Origin of the sequence: Escherichia sp. 10290 (assembly GCF_030295155.1) — a bacterium.
Lineage (GTDB): Bacteria > Pseudomonadota > Gammaproteobacteria > Enterobacterales > Enterobacteriaceae > Escherichia > Escherichia coli_F.
Genome location: NZ_AP025741.1, coordinates 4075391 through 4094034, shown reverse-complemented (window position 1 = coordinate 4094034; position 18644 = coordinate 4075391). Strand labels below are relative to the sequence as shown.

12 protein-coding genes are annotated in these 18644 nt (G+C 56.0%); 4 read left to right on the top strand and 8 right to left on the bottom strand.

Features of this window, described 5'->3' with window-relative positions; all coding sequences use genetic code 11:
- Window positions 1-10 precede the first annotated feature (10 nt).
- From nanT to nanQ, 4 genes are read left to right on the top strand one after another with little or no spacing between them, the layout of a single operon-like run.
- The gene (gene nanT, locus QUE74_RS20685; protein ID WP_000108466.1) at window positions 11-1501 is read left to right on the top strand and encodes a sialic acid transporter NanT; all 1491 of its coding nucleotides are present in this window, start codon (window positions 11-13) and stop codon (window positions 1499-1501) included.
- A gap of 46 nt (window positions 1502-1547) precedes the next feature.
- Window positions 1548-2237, top strand: a complete 690-nt coding sequence (locus tag QUE74_RS20680) for an N-acetylmannosamine-6-phosphate 2-epimerase (protein WP_000054238.1) — start codon at window positions 1548-1550, stop codon at window positions 2235-2237.
- A complete protein-coding gene (gene nanK / locus QUE74_RS20675) occupies window positions 2234-3109 on the top strand; it encodes an N-acetylmannosamine kinase (protein WP_000209045.1) in 876 nt (291 codons plus the stop codon). Before QUE74_RS20680 ends, nanK begins: the two co-directional genes overlap by 4 nt.
- On the top strand, window positions 3106-3570 hold the full coding sequence (gene nanQ, locus QUE74_RS20670; protein ID WP_000979873.1) for an N-acetylneuraminate anomerase: 465 nt from the start codon (window positions 3106-3108) through the stop codon (window positions 3568-3570). The genes nanK and nanQ overlap by 4 nt, the downstream gene beginning before the upstream one ends.
- A 59-nt stretch (window positions 3571-3629) precedes the next feature.
- On the opposite strand, the gene QUE74_RS20665 is transcribed toward nanQ, so the two are convergent.
- From QUE74_RS20665 to gltB, 8 genes are all read right to left on the bottom strand, one after another.
- Entirely contained in the window at window positions 3630-4757 is a 1128-nt protein-coding gene (locus tag QUE74_RS20665; RefSeq protein ID WP_000445121.1) for a PDDEXK nuclease domain-containing protein, read from the bottom strand.
- Between the two features lie 198 nt (window positions 4758-4955).
- The gene (locus QUE74_RS20660) at window positions 4956-6125 is read right to left on the bottom strand and encodes a VWA domain-containing protein (RefSeq protein WP_000097505.1); all 1170 of its coding nucleotides are present in this window, start codon (window positions 6123-6125) and stop codon (window positions 4956-4958) included.
- Window positions 6115-8364: a DUF5682 family protein gene (locus QUE74_RS20655; protein WP_000139766.1), complete on the bottom strand. Its 2250-nt coding sequence runs from the start codon at window positions 8362-8364 to the stop codon at window positions 6115-6117. Before QUE74_RS20655 ends, QUE74_RS20660 begins: the two co-directional genes overlap by 11 nt.
- A 17-nt stretch (window positions 8365-8381) precedes the next feature.
- A complete protein-coding gene (locus tag QUE74_RS20650; protein WP_000994483.1) occupies window positions 8382-9476 on the bottom strand; it encodes an ATP-binding protein in 1095 nt (364 codons plus the stop codon).
- Window positions 9473-11077 carry a DUF5691 domain-containing protein gene (locus tag QUE74_RS20645; RefSeq protein ID WP_001007100.1) on the bottom strand — a complete coding sequence of 535 codons (1605 nt, stop codon included), beginning with the start codon at window positions 11075-11077 and terminating at the stop codon, window positions 9473-9475. Before QUE74_RS20645 ends, QUE74_RS20650 begins: the two co-directional genes overlap by 4 nt.
- On the bottom strand, window positions 11074-12396 hold the full coding sequence (locus QUE74_RS20640) for an SWIM zinc finger family protein (RefSeq protein ID WP_000424193.1): 1323 nt from the start codon (window positions 12394-12396) through the stop codon (window positions 11074-11076). Before QUE74_RS20640 ends, QUE74_RS20645 begins: the two co-directional genes overlap by 4 nt.
- A gap of 232 nt (window positions 12397-12628) precedes the next feature.
- Window positions 12629-14047 (bottom strand): glutamate synthase subunit GltD, encoded by a 1419-nt coding sequence (gltD, locus tag QUE74_RS20635; protein ID WP_000081683.1) that lies wholly within the window; start codon window positions 14045-14047, stop codon window positions 12629-12631.
- Window positions 14048-14059: 12 nt separating this feature from the next.
- Window positions 14060-18520, bottom strand: coding sequence for a glutamate synthase large subunit (gene gltB / locus QUE74_RS20630; protein WP_032193953.1), 4461 nt, complete (start codon window positions 18518-18520; stop codon window positions 14060-14062).
- Between the last annotated feature and the right edge of the window lie 124 nt (window positions 18521-18644).

The window sequence follows — 18644 nt, the reverse complement described above, 5'->3', positions numbered from 1 at the left end:
GAGACTCACAATGAGTACTACAACCCAGAATATCCCGTGGTATCGCCATCTCAACCGCGCACAATGGCGCGCATTTTCCGCTGCCTGGTTGGGATATCTGCTTGACGGTTTTGATTTCGTTTTAATCGCCCTGGTACTCACCGAAGTACAAGGTGAATTCGGGCTGACGACGGTACAGGCGGCAAGTCTGATCTCCGCAGCCTTTATCTCTCGCTGGTTCGGCGGCCTGATGCTTGGCGCTATGGGCGACCGCTACGGGCGTCGTCTGGCAATGGTTACCAGTATCGTTCTCTTCTCGGCCGGGACGCTGGCCTGCGGCTTTGCGCCAGGCTACATCACCATGTTTATTGCTCGTCTGGTCATCGGCATGGGGATGGCGGGTGAATACGGTTCCAGCGCCACCTATGTCATTGAAAGCTGGCCAAAACATCTGCGTAACAAAGCCAGTGGTTTTCTGATTTCAGGCTTCTCGGTGGGTGCCGTCGTTGCCGCTCAGGTCTACAGCCTGGTGGTTCCGGTCTGGGGCTGGCGTGCATTGTTTTTTATCGGCATCTTACCAATCATCTTTGCTCTCTGGCTGCGTAAAAACATCCCGGAAGCGGAAGACTGGAAAGAGAAACACGCAGGTAAAGCACCAGTACGCACAATGGTGGATATTCTCTACCGTGGTGAACATCGTATCGCCAATATCGTGATGACACTGGCGGCGGCCACTGCGCTGTGGTTCTGCTTCGCCGGTAACCTGCAAAATGCCGCAATCGTCGCTGTACTCGGGCTGTTATGCGCCGCAATCTTTATCAGCTTTATGGTACAGAGTACGGGCAAACGCTGGCCAACGGGCGTAATGCTGATGGTGGTCGTGTTGTTTGCTTTCCTCTACTCATGGCCGATTCAGGCGCTGCTGCCAACGTATCTTAAAACTGAACTTGCTTATAACCCGCATACTGTCGCCAATGTGCTGTTCTTTAGTGGCTTTGGTGCGGCGGTGGGGTGCTGCGTCGGTGGCTTCCTCGGTGACTGGCTGGGAACCCGCAAAGCGTACGTTTGCAGTCTGCTGGCCTCACAGCTGCTGATTATTCCGGTATTTGCGATTGGTGGCGCAAACGTCTGGGTGCTCGGTTTGTTACTGTTCTTCCAGCAAATGCTTGGACAAGGGATCGCCGGGATCTTACCGAAACTGATTGGCGGTTATTTCGATACCGACCAGCGTGCAGCGGGGCTGGGCTTTACCTACAACGTTGGCGCATTGGGCGGCGCACTGGCCCCAATCATCGGCGCGTTGATCGCTCAACGTCTGGATCTGGGTACTGCGCTGGCATCGCTTTCGTTTAGCCTGACGTTCGTGGTGATCCTGCTGATTGGGCTGGATATGCCTTCTCGCGTTCAGCGTTGGTTGCGCCCGGAAGCGTTGCGTACTCATGACGCTATCGACGGCAAACCATTTAGCGGTGCCGTACCGTTTGGCAGCGCTAAAAACGATTTAGTCAAAACCAAAAGTTAATCCTGTTGCCCGGTCCTGGACCGGGCCTTTTGCTAAGGGAAGATGTATGTCGTTACTTGCACAACTGGATCAAAAAATCGCTGCTAACGGTGGCCTGATTGTCTCCTGCCAGCCGGTTCCGGACAGCCCGCTCGATAAACCGGAAATCGTCGCTGCTATGGCATTAGCGGCAGAGCAGGCGGGCGCGGTTGCCATTCGCATTGAAGGTGTGGCAAATCTACAAGCCACGCGTGCGGTGGTGAGCGTGCCGATTATCGGGATTGTGAAGCGCGATCTGGAGGATTCTCCGGTACGCATCACGGCCTATATTGAAGATGTTGATGCACTGGCGCAGGCGGGTGCGGATATCATCGCTATTGATGGCACCGATCGCCCGCGCCCGGTTCCAGTTGAAACACTGCTGGCGCGTATTCACCATCACGGTTTACTGGCGATGACCGACTGTTCAACGCCGGAAGACGGCCTGGCTTGCCAAAAGCTGGGAGCCGAAATTATTGGTACTACGCTTTCTGGCTATACCACGCCTGAAACGCCAGAAGAGCCAGACCTGGCACTGGTGAAAACATTAAGCGACGCCGGATGTCGGGTGATTGCCGAAGGGCGTTACAACTCGCCTGCTCAGGCGGCGGATGCGATGCGACACGGTGCATGGGCGGTAACGGTCGGTTCTGCTATCACGCGTCTTGAACACATTTGTCAGTGGTACAACACAGCGATGAAAAAGGCGGTGCTATGACTACACTGGCGATTGATATCGGCGGTACTAAACTTGCCGCCGCGCTGATTGGCGCTGATGGGCAGATCCGCGATCGCCGTGAACTTCCTACGCCTGCTAGCCAGACACCAGAAGCCTTGCGTGAAGCCTTAGCCGTATTAGTCTCTCCGTTGCAAGCTCACGCGCAGAGGGTTGCTATCGCTTCAACCGGAATTATTCGCGACGGCAGTTTATTGGCGCTAAATCCGCATAATCTTGGTGGATTACTACACTTTCCGTTAGTCAAAACACTGGAGCAGCTTACCGATTTGCCGACCATTGCCATTAACGACGCGCAGGCCGCAGCATGGGCAGAGTATCAGGCGCTGGAAGGCGATATAACCGAGATGGTGTTTATCACTGTTTCCACTGGCGTCGGCGGCGGTGTAGTGAGCGGCGGCAAACTGCTTACCGGCCCTGGAGGTCTGGCGGGGCACATCGGGCATACGCTTGCCGATCCGCATGGTCCAGTCTGCGGCTGTGGACGCACAGGTTGCGTGGAGGCGATTGCTTCTGGTCGCGGCATTGCGGCGGCAGCGCAAGGGGAGTTGGCTGGTGCGAATGCGAAAACTATTTTCACGCACGCCGGGCAGGGCGATGAGCAGGCGCAGCAACTGATTCACCGCTCCGCACATGTGCTGGCAAGGCTGATCGCTGATATTAAAGCCACAACTGATTGTCAGTGCGTAGTGGTCGGTGGCAGCGTTGGTCTGGCAGAAGGGTATCTGGCGTTGGTGGAGACGTATCTGGCGCAGGAGCCAGCGGCATTTCATGTTGATTTACTGGCGGCGCACTACCGCCATGATGCAGGTTTACTTGGGGCTGCGCTGTTGGCCCAGGGAGAAAAATTATGATGATGGGTGAAGTACAGTCATTACCGTCTGCCGGATTACATCCTGCGTTACAGGACGCGTTAACGCTGGCATTAGCTGCCAGACCGCAAGAAAAAGCGCCGGGTCGTTACGAATTACAGGGCGATAATATCTTTATGAATGTCATGACGTTTAACACTCAATCGCCCGTCGAGAAAAAAGCGGAATTGCACGAGCAGTACATTGATATCCAGCTGTTATTAAACGGTGAGGAACGGATCCTGTTTGGCATGGCAGGCACTGCGCGTCAGTGTGAAGAGTTCCACCATGAAGATGATTACCAGCTTTGCAGCGCCATTGAGAACGAGCAAGCCATCATCTTAAAACCGGGAATGTTCGCCGTGTTTATGCCGGGAGAACCGCATAAACCAGGATGCGTTGTCGGCGAACCTGATGAGATTAAAAAGGTTGTGGTGAAGGTTAAGGCTGATTTAATGGCTTAAAACTTAGTTCGTTTTAAAGATTCTGCAGACACTGTCTGCAGAATTCGAAACCGCTGAAATTAACGGCGTCTATAGCCTTCCTCTAGCACCGCTTGTGTTCGAACGAGTTCATCCGCGAGTCGTTTTTCATCAGGTAGTTGCATCTTATATTCGCTTGCCAGAACGGTGTTAGGCAAACCAGCCAGTGCATAATGTGCTTCTCCGACTCCTTTTTCTGCACAGAGAACCAGACCGATGGGCGGATTTTCATCCGGTAGCGTCCAGTGCTCTTTGGCGTAGTTGAGATACATATTCATCTGTCCGGCATCGCTATAGCTGAATTTGCCCACTTTTAGATCGACGATTAGCAGGCAGCGTAAACGGCGGTGGAAAAACAGCAGATCGACACGAAACCAGTTGTCATCAATGCGTAACCTTCGCTGTCGACCAACAAAGGCAAAATCATCCCCAAGTTCCAGCATGAAATCCATCAGGTGGTTGATCAGCGCCTCCTCAAAATCGGATTCTGAGTATTCATCTTTCAATTCCAAAAATTCGAGCACAAAGGGATCGCGTATCGCCTGTTGCGGAAGAATATGCGTCTCGGCAGGGGCGTGTTGTTGCAGCATGGCTGATTTGTCATATGACAGTAGTGTCCGCTCATAAAATTGGGTCGCAATTTGCCGCTCTAGCTGGCGGACAGACCAACCACAGCGGAGCGCCTCTTTTTCATAAAAGCTGCGGGCGTCAGCGTTTTTAACGGAAAGTAGACGGACGTAGGTGGACCAGGGCAGTGGGAAGGATTTGGCAGACAGCGTCTGCCAAATCTTTGCCGATGGGAATTCTGCAGACGGTGTCTGCGGAATTCCCAATGGTGTTAATTCGCCAGACACTGTCTGGCGAATTTCAACATGTTGAAAAAAGAGGTAAAAAAGCCTCATTTGGCGTAAGTTTTTTGCAGAGAACCCACGCTTATACCTTAGACTTAAATCCTTTGAGAGCCGTTTGATAAGCTGTGCACCATAAGCCGCTCTGGCCTCGCCGCCTTGTTCAAATTCGACAATCCGTCGACCAATTTCCCAGTATGTCGCGGTCATTAACGCGTTAACGCTACGTACCGTTTCCGTGCGGGCGCTATCGACCAGGTGAATAATACCGTCGTGGATTTGCTGGTAGCCTGCTGTGGTTCCTTCTGAGAGCGATTCCATTATCTGTCCCTTTATATGGCGCTGCGTTGAATAATGGGATCAGCTATACGCCGGGCATCTGCCGGTAACAATCCAGGTGGGCTTGTTACATGGGTTTTCTTCACGTTATGCGAGGCGCTTTCCAGCAATTGTGCTGTAACGTTGTGCTGAAGATGAAGCAAATAAAAAGGCCGGAGCGGGCGCATCCGACCAGAATTTTCAGGAAGTTTCTCTTGCTGTCACTACGCCATTTTGCGCAGCCCACAGATTCACATCTTCCTTACGAATGGCGGCGGCCATCATGCCGGGGAATAAATCAGGGGTACAGGCAAAGGAGGGAATACCCATGGCGGCGAGTTTTCCTGCCAGTGACCGGTCGTAAAACGGTGCGCCTTCGTCGCTTAAGGCCAGCAGGGTAACCACCTGTACGCCGGACTGAATCAACTCACTGGCGCGTTGCAACAGATTGCGTTCCACACCACCTTCGTAGAGGTCGGAAATCAGCACCAGAATGGTATTACGCGGATCGCGAATCAAAGACTGGCAGTAACCTACCGCGCGGTTGATGTCGGTGCCGCCGCCCAGCTGCACGCCAAACAGCAGCTCTACCGGATCGTCGAGCTTCTCTGTCATATCAACCACTGCGGTGTCGAAAACCACCAGATGCGTTTTTACCGCCGGGAGCGATGCCATTACTGCGCCAAAAATACTGGAATAGACCACCGAGGAGGCCATCGACCCACTCTGGTCGATACATAAAATGATCTCCTTTTGCGTGCGTTGAGACTTGCGCCCGTAGCCGATTAACGTTTCAGGAACAATACTTTTGTACTCTTCCTGCCAGTGGCGCAGGTTGGCGCGAATGGTGCGCTGCCAGTCAATTTCCGCGTGGCGCGGGCGACGATTACGTACCGCACGATTAAGAGCGCCGCTTACCGCGCTACGCATTGGCTCTTCAAGCTGTTTCATCAATTGCTCGACAACTTTACGCACCACAATCCTGGCGGTTTCTTTGGTTTTGGCCGGAATTACGCCATTCAGCGACATCAGCGTGGAGACCAGATGAACATCAGGCTGGACGTTTGCCAGCATCTCTGGCTCCAGCAACATACTGTGCAAATTAAGACGTTCAAAGGCGTCTTTTTGCATCACCTGAACCACAGAAGAGGGGAAATACTGGCGAATATCACCCAGCCAGCGAGCGACTTTGGGTGACGATCCACCCGTGCCGCCGCGTAATCCATGTTTACCGTCTGGCTGATAGAGCGCCGCCAGCGCGGCATCAATCGCGGACTCTCTGGCATCCAGCGCCACGTTACAGGCATTGTCGGCATCTTCTCCAAGGATCAGACGCCAGCGGCGCAGCCGTTCCATCTCGTTACTCGACATGATTTTCCCTTTCGTGTGGTGGCAAAGCCAGAATGCGGCGCAGTAGCGGCAGCATTAACGCGGCACGCTGTTCATCCCATATACCGCTGGTCTCTTCTTGCTGCGCGACACGCTCGCCCTGCGCGGCGCGTTCGCCTAACTGGCGGCGTTCCGGGCTGGAAAAACGGCCGAATGTCCGCCGCAGCATCGGCAGGATCCGGGTGAAGTGATTGTCGTTCAGGCCGCTTAGCCAGGCATCGATCAACTGCCATAATTCGCTATTGTGCAGTAGCACCATCGCGCTGTCGTTGAGGAAACCTTCCGCCCATGCGGCACTTTCCGCCGGGGGATTGGCTGGCGATAGCGCCAGGTTCATCAGCGTGGTGATCCGTTCTGTCGTTAACGTTTGCAGATCAAACAACAGGCGCGTCGCCGTTCCGCGAAGCAGCGCGTGTGCGGTACTGCCCTCTGCCAGCACCATCAACGCCTGCAACCAGCCCGCCAACAGATCTTCGTTATCCAGCAACCGCAGCGCGGCGTGAGCGTCGATAACTTTTTCTCTCATACTGGCGGCGCTGTCGTCGTTGAGCGCCGAACAGGCACCGGGTAGGGCGATGGCGGCGCGCGGGGCGAGGCTCATCAGTACCTGCATTACCATACCAGAGTCGGTCTGGCGCACGTTGCCGTAGCGGACAATCGCCACCAGCGGTGCCAGGGCTTCCAGCAACTGTTCGATATTGCCCTGAGTGGCAGCCAGTGATTCCAGTGTATTGGCGATGGGGGCAATCGCGGCCTGTAAATCGGCCAGTAGCACTTGTTGGATAAGCTTTGCCAGTTCCGGCAGCGTGCTGGCGTATTGCGCCCTCACAATGGCATAGCGGGAGCTGGCCTGCTCAATGCTGTTACCCCAACGGCTGGCGGTAATGATGTTCATTGCCAGTGCCGGTTCCCAGCGCAGCGACCAGACTTCGTGGAACGTCCCTTTGCTGTTATTTCCTTGTCCAGCCAGACGGCCCCAGGAAATGTCGAGTAAGGTCAGGCGATGCAGTAAATGGCTACGCGCCAGATCGCCGGGTTTGCGCAGATCAAGATCCAGCACTTTTTCGCTGGCTTCTGCCTTCAGGCGCAGCGTTTTTTGCTGTTGCGTAATGTCGCGTTGGAGCGGCACGACGGGCGTATCATCCGGTACGCTTCCCAGCGCGTCGCCGACAATTAACTTCTGGCGAATCATCTGCATTGGCGCGCTTTCGCCCATACACACTACGGTTTGCAGCGCTTCGCAAAGTTCGTCAAGCCCCGGCTGCGGGTGATGGCGCATAATCGCCAGCGTCTGCGCCAGCCGCGCCGCTTCGATAATGTGGGCGCTGGAACAGTCGAGATCGGCTTCGCGAAACAGCCTTGCCGCGCGTGACAGCCAGCCGATATCGCGGTGAGAAGCGCCCTGATAACGCCACAGATGATCGTACCATTCCGGTGACACCACCCCTGCGCCATAACCGCTGGCGCGGCTTAACGCCTCGTAGCTCCAGGGCGTCCAGGCTGCCGCGACCTTGCACTTCGGCAAATTTTTCAGCAGTTCGTTATCATTCTTTGCGGGCGGCAGGTTTTCCAGCGCCGGAACGTGCCACGCACCGCAGACTACCGCGATGCGCGAGAAGCCCTCTTTTTTCGCCTGACGTAGCGTCTTGCGCATATACGCTTCACGCAGTTGATCTCTGGCTGAGTTTCGGGCTTCGGGAGTTGCCTGGCGTAGGGCAATCATCGCCTCGCGAATCGCCTCGAACAGAGACAAATCATCTTCGCGTTCCTCTACTCTGTGGCTCCACCAGCTTTCCCCATCGGTGTAACCGGCGGCGCGGCCCAGCCAGTCCAGCGGATCGCCGTCGGGACTGGCTTCAACGGCATCATCGTCATCGCTCTCTTTTTCGTCATCAAGCGCGAACTGATGACTGATGGGCAAGTCCATAAAGCGCACGGCGATATTTTGCTCAAAACCATAGCGCAGCGCCTGCCATTCCGGGGAGAACGCCGCAAAGGGGTAAAACGCGGCGTGATGTGAGTCGTCCGGGGCATAAATCAGTAGCGCGACCGGCGGTTGCATCTGTTCATGCTGCATGAAAGGCAGGATGGATTCGCCGTCGGGCGGCCCTTCCACCAGCAGGCAGTCGGGCTGTAGCGTCTCCAGCGCCTTTCGCAGGCTGCGCGCGCAGCCAGGGCCATGGTGACGGATGCCAAACAAATGAACGGTTTGTTCAGTCATAGTGGTTGCCTTGCTGATTACACAATTTCGCGGCAGGCGCGATAGAGATCGTTCCAGTCGCTGCGCTCTTTGACGATAGTTTCCAGATATTCACGCCATACCACGTCGTCCTGCACGGGATCTTTTACCACCGCGCCGATAAGGCTTGCGGCGATATCCCGCGGATGCAGCACGCCGTCGCCAAAATGGCCCGCCAGCGCCATACCGTTGTTGATAACGGAGATCGCCTCCGCGGTGCTGAGAGTACTGGTTGGCGACTTAATTTTCGTTTTGCCGTCAACCGTCAGGCCGTTTCGCAGTTCGCGGAAGATTTGCACGACTCGCTGGATCTCTTTAAGCGCTGGCGGTTTGGCAGGAAGTGCCAGCGCCTGACCCAGTTCGGCGACGCGGCGAGTGACAATGTTAATCTCTTCTTCTTCGCTGGCGGGTACGGGCAAAATGACCGTGTTGAAACGACGTTTAAGCGCGGAAGAAAGCTCGTTAACGCCTTTATCCCGGTTGTTGGCGGTGGCGATAACGTTAAAGCCGCGCGTCGCCTGGACCTCTTCATTCAGTTCGGGGATAGGCAGCGTTTTTTCCGACAGGATCGTGATCAGCGTGTCCTGAACATCAGCAGGAATACGCGTCAGCTCTTCTACGCGTGCAATCTGCCCGCGCGCCATCGCCCGCATCAACGGACTTTCTACCAGCGCCAAACGTGACGGACCTTTAGAGAGCAACTCCGCGTAGTTCCAGCCATAACGCATTTGTTCTTCACCGGTGCCTGCGGTGCCCTGAATAATTAACGTTGAGTCGCCGCTGATGGCAGCCGCCAGATGTTCAGATACCCAGGATTTCGCAGTGCCGGGTACGCCATACAACAGCAGTGCGCGATCGGTTGGCAGCGTGGCAACGGCGGTTTCGATAATCCGCCGGTTGCCGATATATTTCGGCGTGACCTCAAAGCCATTTTCCAGCTGCCCGCCCAACAGATAGGTGGCGACGGACCATGGAGAAATGGCCCAGTTTTCCGGGCGCGGATGAGTATCGTTTTTTTGCAGCTCATCCAGTTCTTCAGCAAATTGTTGTTCGGCATGTCGGCGTAAAACGGCGGCAGTAGCGGTAGCATTCATAAAGTGGTTTCTCCGACAAAAAGCGAATTAAGTTGAATTCGGTTCGCCAGCGCGGCGCTCAGGGCAGTAAAGGCTGCCTCGCAATAAGGCGTTTGTTGTGCGTCGTGCGGCCACTTGTCAATGACATCATTGAGGACTTCGGGGGCCAGCAGGCAGGCGAAATCACTCATCACATGGCGCAGGGCGTAGTCAAAGCGCGCGGAATCATATTTCACCCAACGGTGTAGCTCCGTGACCATTTGCTGGCTCAGGCGCAGGCTAAAGAGCGACGCATCCAGCGGTAACAGGCTGATGTAGCGATGTAAATGTTCGCCGCCCACCACTGAGAACAATGACCGTAACATCGGCTCGTGTTCTTCTACAGGCAGACATTGCAAAAGCTCAAAGGCGTTAATCTTCACGCCTGCAGGATGATGAATGCTCATTCCGACGGGCAGCATGGCGAGAAACGCCTGCGCCCACTGCGGATTTTTTTCGCGCAGTACGGCGTGATACCAGGCGCGCAGTAGCGCCTTCTGCCAGTCGGTTTTCCCGGCCCAGCGCAGCAGTTCAACGGGGGTAGCCTGCAGTTGCGTTTGCCACCAGTCGAGCGGAACCGCTGCAACTATCTGATACAGCCACCATGCGCGCTGGCCCAACTTTTCGCCTTTGGGCTTAGTTTCTTCCAGCGCATCGGCCTTCCACTCTGGTAAGAACGCCTCCGGGGCATCAAGGGCGACGTGCAGCATTTTTTCTTTGCCGGATAAGCCTTTTAGCCTTTCAAGTAAGGTCTCAGGAGCGGGGGATGAACTGAGCAACGGCGCTAACCGAGACTTCATGCGCGAGATCCAGGCGCTTTCCGGCAGACAACACAGTAACCGTGCCGCAGTTTGCCGCACCTCTTTGCTGCGATCGGATAATGTCTGTTCCAGAAAGGCTTCGTCGTGTTGGGAGATCTCCACTTCCAGCACAGCCAGCAGCTGTGCGCGTTCGCGGGCATCCAGCGAACTCATCTCCTGCGCCAGCCGATCGCGACCCTGTTCCGGGGCGCGAATGCGCATTTGCGTCAGATATTGCAGACGCTGTTCGGACGTGCCGTGCAGCCACATTTCTTCATCCAGCGGAGCGTCAACGGAGGCAAGAAAATAGCGCCAGTCGGCGTTAATTTGCGCCAGCCAGCGCCCGCGAGCGCCGAGGACATTGGGCAGAATGCCGCGTATTGATGGATTTTGTACGCCGTAATTCAGCAGTGCCGGTAACAGCAGGGGCGGAGAAAGAAGCTGACGCTGGACCAGGTGATCAAGCGCTGACCACAGTAAACGCGGCGGCCCTTCTGCCAGCAACAGATGCAGCAGTCCCGCAAAAGCCGGGTTGTTTATTGGCTCGGCATTTTCTTTATCGATTTCCGGCAGCGGTGCGGGGTCAATCGCCTGCGGCACCCAGCCAGCCAGATGGCAGAGCGCCAGAACGCCCGCCGAGCGCAGTAGCTGTTGCTCTGCGGATGTGTTATTCGCCAGTTCAGACAGTAACAGCCCAATCTCACTTTGCGACGCCGACGGTGTGAACGCTTTTTTGTCTGTGCCGAGTAGCGCTGTGCGGGTTAAATTTTGCCATTCGTTCATTGTGCGCCTCCGGTTGCCCAAATCACGCTACCGGCAAGCCAGGCGCTACAGGGCGTCAGCTGCTGACCATCCCATTCCCCCATTAGCATAAACGGCGCGCCGCCGCTGGCCGCCAGTAACCGCCAACCCTCGTCCGACGACAGGTGCGTCGGTAAGTGCTGGCCCTGTGTCGAGACGAATCGCCAGCCGCTCTCGTGCGGGTAAATCAATATTTCGCTTACTCGCAGCGGCAGAGGCCATTGCCAGGGATTCGCGCTAAGCCGCTGCGCCATGTCATGCAGCGCGTCCGGGAGGGGTAATTCTGCAAGCGGGAATCTTTCACCGCGGGTAAACGGCTCCACAATCCGCGCCCGTAGCGGTGATGCGCCAGGGAAAAAGGCAAGCGCGCCCTGGCAGACTTGCCCGGTGATAAAGTGCTGGGGAAAGTTTTTACCACCGTGTGAATAGTCCAGCAGTAGCGCGGTGCGGTGGCTCTTTTCTCCGTACAGCCAGACCCGGCGTCGCCACAGATTATTCTCTTCTTGCGCGCTTTGGCCTAAGACCTGCCAGTTATCAAGGCAGGTTAGTCCGTCAGCGATGTCATGTTTATCCGGGGTTATTCCCAATGCTGCATGGAGATCGCTAAGTTGTGCCGGGGATAACATTTGTTGCTGGCGCCAGGCGTCAATAATCAGCTGTAGCTGCCCCAGTTCTTTGCACAGGCTCGATGGCCATACCTCGGCGGTAGTAAAAAGAGTGGTCAGATTGTTCAGGCGAGCGGCAATTCCCGGTAGTTGAGCGTCGACCATGCGGGCGGCGATCCCGGCAAAAGGCAACTGTTGTGCAGAGATCTGCGCCAGACCGTGGCGGATCAGGTCGTGCATCCACTGTTCGAGGAAATCCAGCCCCGCCGTCATTTTTTGGTTGCGTGCCGCTTCCCGTTTGGCGGCAGCCTGCGGGTCGGCAGCTTTTGCCTCAGCCTGCTCTTTCTTTTCTTCTTTGCGAACCGCTCGCTGCTGGCGCGAGGTTAGCCACTCGCTTACCCATTCCGGCGGCTCGCCAGCGGTGAAACTTGCGGTGTGTTGCACCTGGAGCAAAAGCAACGCAAGGCTATGTTTACAGGGGAATTTACGGCTGGGGCAGGAACATTTACAGGCCAGATCCTGCCTGTCGACCCGTACCTGATAAGGGCGGGAGCCGCTGCCTTTACATTCTCCCCAGAACGCGGTCTCGCTATATCCCAGCGTCGGCCATTTTGCGGGGGCAACCAGGCCACGAGCCGCTTTAACCGAGGCGTCATCGGGCGCCAGGGCTTGCACTGATTCAACGGTCAGTTCCATTACAATTCTCTATTGGCGTGGGGAAATCGATGGGGTCAAGGAGGCGTTAAGCAAAGCAGGAGGAGACTGTTTTCCGTAACAGCGTATTGCGCGTCCATCGCAAATTTGTAGTGAGTATAGCGGGCGGTAAATTCAGGAAACAATGGCGGATAGCGGAAAGTGTAGTTTTTCGGAAAAAGATAACTTTATCCCGTGTAACCCGTTTTAAGCGGGCTACACGGGAGGCTGCAATTTAAACTTCCAGCCAGTTCATAATCCCATCTGCCGCTTTACGGCCTTCAGCGATTGCGGTAACGACCAGATCGGAACCACGGACGATATCGCCGCCAGCAAAGATTTTCGGGTTGCTGGTCTGGAAAGCGTTGTCGCTGCCTTCCGGGGCGATGATGCGGCCTTGCGAATCCAGCTCGACGCTGTGTTTTGCCAGCCATTCCATGCTGTGTGGACGGAAACCAAACGCCATGATCACCACATCTGCCGGAACGATATGTTCGGATCCTGCCACGATCTCTGCGCGGCGACGGCCTTTGGCATCCGGTTCGCCCATTTCTGTGCGCACCATTTTCACGCCGCTGACTTTGCCGTTGCCGTTCACTTCAATACCCAGTGGCTGGACGTTGAATTTGAACTCAACACCTTCTTCCCGCGCGTTTTTCACTTCGCGGCGGGAACCCGGCATGTTCTCTTCATCACGACGATAGGCACAGGTAACGTGCTTTGCCCCCTGGCGCACGGAAGTACGCACGCAGTCCATCGCGGTATCGCCACCGCCAAGTACCACCACGCGTTTGCCTTCCATGCTGACGAACGGTTCTTCGCGAGTTTCACCAAAGCCCATTAACTGTTTGGTGTTGGCGATAAGGAACGGCAGCGCTGCGTACACGCCATCGGCGTCTTCGTTTTCCAGTCCGCCGCGCATTGACTGATAAGTCCCGACGCCAAGGAACACGGCATCGTAATCACTCAGGAGATCGTCCAGCTGTACGTCGCGGCCCACTTCGGTATTGAGTTTGAATTCAATACCCATGCCGGTGAATATTTCACGGCGGCGCGTCATCACTTCTTTTTCCAGCTTGAAGGCCGGAATACCGAAGGTCAGCAGGCCGCCGATTTCCGGGTGACGGTCGAAGACGACCGCTTTTACGCCGTTGCGCGTCAGGACATCCGCACACGCCAGACCCGCCGGGCCTGCGCCGATAATCGCCACTTTTTTACCGGTTTGCTTCACGCCGGACATATCCGGACGCCAGCCCATTTCGAACGCTTTATCATTGATATAACGCTCAATGTTGCCGATGGTCACCGCGCCAAACTCATCGTTCAGCGTGCAGGAACCTTCGCACAGACGGTCCTGCGGGCAGACACGTCCGCAAACTTCCGGCAGGGTATTGGTCTGATGCGACAGTTCTGCCGCTTCAAAAATACGCCCCTCGTTGGCGAGCTTCAGCCAGTTCGGGATGTAGTTGTGTACCGGGCATTTCCACTCGCAGTATGGGTTGCCGCACGATAGGCAGCGGTCAGCCTGCGCTTTGGCCTGGCCTTCGGAAAACGGCTCGTAAATTTCAACAAACTCAATTTTGCGGATCTTCAGCGGTTTCTTTGGCGGATCAACGCGCTGCAGGTCGATAAATTGATAAACATTCTGACTCATTGTTGCTACCCCTTACTGCGCCTGCACGCGCAACTCTGCTGCGCTACGACTACGGTGACCCAGCAGTGCTTTTACATCACTGGACTTCGGTTTAACCAGCGCAAATTTCGTGGCGAAGGTTGACCAGTTAGCCAGAATCTCTTCACCACGCTGGGAACCGGTATGCTGAACATGCTCGGTGATAAGACCACGCAGATGCTCTTCATGGATCGCCAGGGAGTCAACGCTTAAGACCTCGACCAGTTCCGGGTTAACGCGTTTGCGGAAATCGCCGCTTTCATCGAGAACGTAAGCGAAGCCGCCGGTCATGCCCGCGCCGAAGTTAACGCCGGTTTTACCCAGAATACAGACAATACCGCCCGTCATATATTCACAGCCGTTGTCGCCAATGCCTTCTACCACGGTGATAGCACCGGAATTACGCACGCCGAAACGTTCACCCGCGCGGCCTGCGGCATACAGACGACCACCGGTCGCGCCATACAGGCAGGTATTGCCGATAATGCTTGCTTCATGGCTGCGGAAGGCTGAGCCAACCGGAGGACGAATGGCGATTAAGCCGCCCGCCATGCCTTTACCGACATAGTCGTTGGCATCACCGGTCAGGTACAGTTCCACGCCGCCCGCGTTCCACACACCGAAGCTCTGGCCTGCGGTGCCGTTGAAGTACGCTTTAATCGGATCGGCTGCCAGCCCCTGATCGCCGTGCGTCTGGGCGATATAGCCCGAAAGCGATGCACCCACGGAACGGTCGGTGTTGCGAATATCGAACCAGAAGGTTTTGCTCTGACGCTCATCGACAAACGGTTTTGCCTGTTGCAGCAACTGCGCGTTTAGCAGGCCATTATCAAACGGCGGGTTGTTTTCGGTACAGTAGAGCGCCTTACCTGGATGCGGCTCGGCAGTCTCCAGCAGCTTCGACAGCGCCAGTTTCTGCTGTTTGGCGGTGAAACCGTCCAGCTCTTTGAGCAGGTCGGTACGGCCAATCAGATCCACCAGGCGCGTTACGCCCAGTTGCGCCATCAGCTCGCGGGTTTCACGGGCGATAAATTCAAAGTAGTTGGTCACTTTGAACGGTAAGCCGTGATAGTGGTTCTTACGCAGTTTGTCATCCTGAGTTGCTACACCGGTGGCGCAGTTGTTCAGGTGGCAGATTCGCAGGTATTTACAGCCGAGCGCCACCATCGGGCCAGTGCCGAAGCCGAAGCTTTCTGCGCCGAGAATCGCCGCTTTGATGATATCGACACCTGTTTTCAGGCCGCCATCGACCTGCAAACGGATCTTATGACGCAAGCCGTTGGCAACCAGCGCTTGTTGTGTTTCAACAAGCCCCAGTTCCCACGGGCAGCCTGCGTATTTCACCGATGAAAGCGGACTTGCGCCAGTGCCGCCGTCATAGCCTGCGATGGTGATTAAATCGGCATAAGCTTTCGCTACACCTGTGGCGATGGTACCAACGCCCGGTTCGGACACCAGCTTCACGGAGATCATCGCTTTCGGGTTGACCTGCTTGAGGTCGAAAATGAGCTGCGCTAAGTCCTCGATAGAGTAGATATCGTGGTGCGGCGGCGGGGAGATCAGCGTCACTCCGGGCACCGAATAGCGCAGTTTGGCGATGTAAGGAGTGACTTTGTCGCCCGGCAACTGACCGCCTTCGCCCGGCTTCGCGCCCTGGGCGACTTTAATCTGAATGACGTCAGCATTGACCAGGTACGCCGGAGTAACGCCGAAGCGACCAGAAGCCACCTGCTTGATGCGCGACACTTTGTTAGTGCCGTAGCGCGCCGGATCTTCACCCCCTTCACCGGAGTTCGAGTTACCGCCGATGCTGTTCATCGCTTCCGCCAGCGCCTCGTGGGCTTCCGGGCTTAACGCGCCGATAGACATCGCAGCAGTATCGAAGCGTTTAAACAGTTCGCTTGCCGGTTCAACATCAGCAATGTTGACCGCGTTTTCACCCGGTGTAATTGCCAGCAGATCGCGCAGCGTGGTTGCCGGACGTTCATTAACCAGCTTCGCGTATTCCTGATAGTCGCTATACTCGCCGCTCTGTACCGCCTGTTGCAGCGTGCGCACCACGTCCGGGTTGTAGGCGTGGTATTCGCCACCGTGCACATATTTCAATAGGCCGCCCTGGCTGATGGGCTTGCGCGCCAGCCAGGCACGTTTCGACAGATTCAGCAGATCCTGCTGGAAGTCTTCAAAGCTTGCCCCACCAATGCGGCTGACCGCCCCCTGGAAGCACAGGCCCACTACATCATCGTGCAGACCGACCGCTTCGAACAGTTTCGAGCAGCGGTAAGACGCGATGGTGGAGATGCCCATTTTGGACATGATTTTGTACAAGCCTTTGTTGATGCCGTTACGGTAGTTGAGCATCACGGTACGATAATCTTTGGCAATCGCGTGGGTGTCTACCAGGCGGCCCAGCGTTTCATAGGCCAGGTACGGATAAATAGCCGTCGCGCCGAAGCCCAGCAACACGGCGAAGTGGTGCGGGTCGCGGGCGCTGGCGGTTTCGACGATGATGTTGGCATCGCAACGCAGGCTTTGATCGACCAGACGAGTCTGGATCGCGCCAACCGCCATTGGGGCCGGAACCGGCAGGCGATCTTTAGCGATATTCCGGTCGGAGAGCACCAGCAGCACGGTGCCGCTACGTACCATTTTTTCGGCTTTGTCGCACAGCTCTTTGACCGTCGATTCGAGCGTGGTTTTAGTGACGTCAAAGGTGATATCCAGTGTATCTGCGCGGTAGTGCTCCTCTTTCATCGTCGTGAGCTGTTTGAAATCGGAGTAGAGCAGAATCGGCGATTTAAAACTTAAACGGTGCGCCTGGCCCTCTGCTTCACAGAAGACGTTCATTTCACGCCCGATGCTGGTGGCGAGCGACATAACATGCGCTTCACGCAGTGGGTCGATTGGCGGGTTGGTGACCTGGGCAAATTGCTGGCGGAAGTAATCGTAAATAATGCGCGGCTGACTGGAGAGCACGGCGAATGGGGTGTCGTCGCCCATCGAACCGACCGCTTCCTGACCGTTTTCACCCAGTACGCGAATTACGGAGTCCAGCTCTTCCGCGCTGTAGTTAAACTGTTTCTGGTAGCTGGCAAGCGTGTCGTCGTCCAGTTCGCGGCTACCCACTTCTTCATCGGGCAGATCTTCAAACGGTACCAGACGGCGGACGTTTTTCTCCATCCACTCTTTATATGGATGGCGGCTTTTCAGATCGTCATCGGTTTCTGCCGAGTGCAGAATACGCCCACTGCGGGTGTCGATAACCATCAGTTCGCCTGGCCCCACGCGGCCTTTTTCGACCACTTCGTCAGGCTGATAATCCCAGATACCGACTTCAGAGGCGCAGGTGATGAGCTTATCTTTGGTGATGACGTAGCGCGCCGGACGCAGACCGTTACGGTCGAGGTTACAGGCAGCAAAACGACCATCGGACATCACGATGCCCGCCGGGCCATCCCACGGCTCCATATGCATGGAGTTAAAGTCAAAGAAGGCACGCAGTTCCGGGTCCATATCCGGGTTGTTCTGCCAGGCGGGTGGTACTAACAGACGCATGGCGCGGATGATATCCATCCCGCCCGCCAGCAGCAGTTCCAGCATGTTATCCATGGAACTGGAGTCAGAGCCGGTTTCGTTGACGAACGGCGCGGCGTCGTGCAGGTCAGGGATCAGCGGTGTCTGGAATTTATAGGTACGCGCGCGCGCCCATTGGCGGTTACCGGTGATGGTGTTGATTTCACCGTTATGCGCCAGGTAGCGGAACGGCTGTGCCAGCGGCCAGCGCGGTACGGTGTTAGTGGAGAAGCGCTGGTGGAACAGGCAAATGGCCGATTCCAGACGCAGGTCCGCAAGATCCAGGTAGAAGCGCGGCAGATCCGCCGGCATACACAGACCTTTATAGATGTTCACCAGATTCGACAGGCTACAGACGTAGAAGTCTTTGTCAGCTTCGAGACGCTTTTCAATGCGGCGGCGGGCGATAAACAGACGGCGCTCCATATCGCGCGGACGCCAACCTGCCGGGGCGTTCACAAAAATTTGCTCAATGCGTGGCAGAGAGGAGAGGGCGATTTCACCCAGCACGCCTTCGTTAGTGGGGACATCACGCCAGCCGACAATCGACAACGTTTCGCGTTGCAGCTCTTCTTCAACGATGCGGCGTGCGGTCGCGGCGAGTTCAGGATCTTTATTCAGGAAAAGCATCCCGACGGCGTAGTTTTTCGCTAAACGCCAGCCTCGCTCCTGCGCAACAATGTGAAAAAAGCGATCCGGTTTTTGTAACAGCAAGCCGCAACCGTCACCGGTTTTACCATCGGCGAGAATCGCGCCACGGTGCTGCATGCGGGCCAGTGCGTGTATTGCAGTACGCACTACCTTGTGGCTAGGTTCGCCTTCTATGTGGGCGATCAGGCCGAAACCACAGTTATCCCTCTCAAGGGATTTATCGTACAACATATCGTGAACCTCCCCCAGGCTCTGCGGGAACCCCACTTCCGAACCGCTGCGCACGGGCACAGAAAGAGCGTGGCGACGGGGTTTGCGTTTCATACGCGCGCCTCGCATTCGCCCCCTTGTTGTC

Excerpts from the sequence above, each read along its gene's own strand:
- nanT (WP_000108466.1), top strand. The coding sequence starts at position 11 with ATGAGTACTACAACCCAGAATATCCCGTGGTATCGCCATCTCAACCGC.
- QUE74_RS20680 (WP_000054238.1), top strand. The coding sequence starts at position 1,548 with ATGTCGTTACTTGCACAACTGGATCAAAAAATCGCTGCTAACGGTGGC.
- nanK (WP_000209045.1), top strand. The coding sequence starts at position 2,234 with ATGACTACACTGGCGATTGATATCGGCGGTACTAAACTTGCCGCCGCG.
- nanQ (WP_000979873.1), top strand. The coding sequence starts at position 3,106 with ATGATGATGGGTGAAGTACAGTCATTACCGTCTGCCGGATTACATCCT.
- QUE74_RS20665 (WP_000445121.1), bottom strand. The coding sequence starts at position 4,757 with ATGGAATCGCTCTCAGAAGGAACCACAGCAGGCTACCAGCAAATCCAC.
- QUE74_RS20660 (WP_000097505.1), bottom strand. The coding sequence starts at position 6,125 with ATGTCGAGTAACGAGATGGAACGGCTGCGCCGCTGGCGTCTGATCCTT.
- QUE74_RS20655 (WP_000139766.1), bottom strand. The coding sequence starts at position 8,364 with ATGACTGAACAAACCGTTCATTTGTTTGGCATCCGTCACCATGGCCCT.
- QUE74_RS20650 (WP_000994483.1), bottom strand. The coding sequence starts at position 9,476 with ATGAATGCTACCGCTACTGCCGCCGTTTTACGCCGACATGCCGAACAA.
- QUE74_RS20645 (WP_001007100.1), bottom strand. The coding sequence starts at position 11,077 with ATGAACGAATGGCAAAATTTAACCCGCACAGCGCTACTCGGCACAGAC.
- QUE74_RS20640 (WP_000424193.1), bottom strand. The coding sequence starts at position 12,396 with ATGGAACTGACCGTTGAATCAGTGCAAGCCCTGGCGCCCGATGACGCC.
- gltD (WP_000081683.1), bottom strand. The coding sequence starts at position 14,047 with ATGAGTCAGAATGTTTATCAATTTATCGACCTGCAGCGCGTTGATCCG.
- gltB (WP_032193953.1), bottom strand. The coding sequence starts at position 18,520 with ATGTTGTACGATAAATCCCTTGAGAGGGATAACTGTGGTTTCGGCCTG.